Origin of the sequence: Numidum massiliense (assembly GCF_001375555.1) — a bacterium.
Lineage (GTDB): Bacteria > Bacillota > Bacilli > Thermoactinomycetales > Novibacillaceae > Numidum > Numidum massiliense.
On sequence record NZ_CTDZ01000001.1, the window covers coordinates 1 to 1,020 of the forward strand.

At 48.7% G+C, this 1,020-nt stretch carries 2 protein-coding genes; both read left to right on the top strand.

Translation table 11 applies throughout. The features are described 5' to 3' along the window. Nucleotides 1-406 (top strand): hypothetical protein (locus BN1247_RS17870; protein ID WP_187119675.1); only part of this gene is annotated, 406 nt, incomplete at its 5' end. A gap of 497 nt (nt 407-903) precedes the next feature. Then, nucleotides 904-1,020, top strand: a 117-nt coding sequence (locus tag BN1247_RS18525; RefSeq protein ID WP_187119676.1) for a DUF4176 domain-containing protein, incomplete at its 3' end; no start/stop codon positions are given.

Consider the following 1,020-nt stretch of genomic DNA (forward strand, 5'->3'; position numbering starts at 1 on the left):
TGACGGCGATGATGCATTAGACGGACGTTGGGACGACGCAGAAGATGAAAGGCAAGGCGACGCCTCCGGGCTCGAGCGGGAGCCGCGCGACACCGACCGCCGCTCAGACGGCGATGCCGAGCAGCGCCCCCGTGACACTGTCCGGAAAAAGGACGGGGACGGTACCGAGCAGCATTACCGTGAGGTTGTCCGAGAGAAGGATGACACCGGGCGGCACGACCGCCGTACCCGTACCGAAGCTAAGCGTCGTAAAGGCGGACCAGAGGCAGCTGCGACTGCTCAGAGAAACGTCCAGAAGGACGACGAAGTCTCGCAAGAAGAAATGCTCGATCTCATGTCGCGGATGCTCGAAATGGCGAAGAAATTGCCCCGGGAAGGGGAACGGCGCGAGCCGAAAGATGATTAGTCTCATGAATGGTGTTGGCCGATCGAGGGGATACCCCTCCTGATCGGCCAATAATCGTTCGATAGCCACTTAATAACTACTTAATAGCCACTTAATAGCCACTTGAAATGTTCCGCCAAATACCCTTTCCGACCCCTTTACAAAATAAGAAGTGAACGATTGCTAGATATACTGCAAAAATGAACTTAGATTAAATTAATATTTTGGTTTACATTATTATGCGTATATAGTAAAATGCATCTAACACACAATTGAGAGACTTCAGGGGAAAATAACAGTATTAAGGTATCACGCTGGACTGAACACATTGTTTATTGAACTTGAAACTGCCACATTTGTACATAAGTTTATCGTCAACGGGAATAGCTGAAACGGTATGGCTGCAATTATTTGTTTGGTAGCGGTATCATATCGGTGTCCCTTTATTTTGTTGCATAAAGTAAAAGCGGTATCTCTATTACTCTACGTGGGTAATCAGTCGCAAGGGGTGGAAACGAATGCTGCCGATCGGGTCTGTCATATGTCTTCACGATGGAACTGTCCCGTTAATGATCGTCGGTCGGAAAACTGTCGTCGGTAACGACAGCATGACCGAGGATGTTTACTTTGACTAT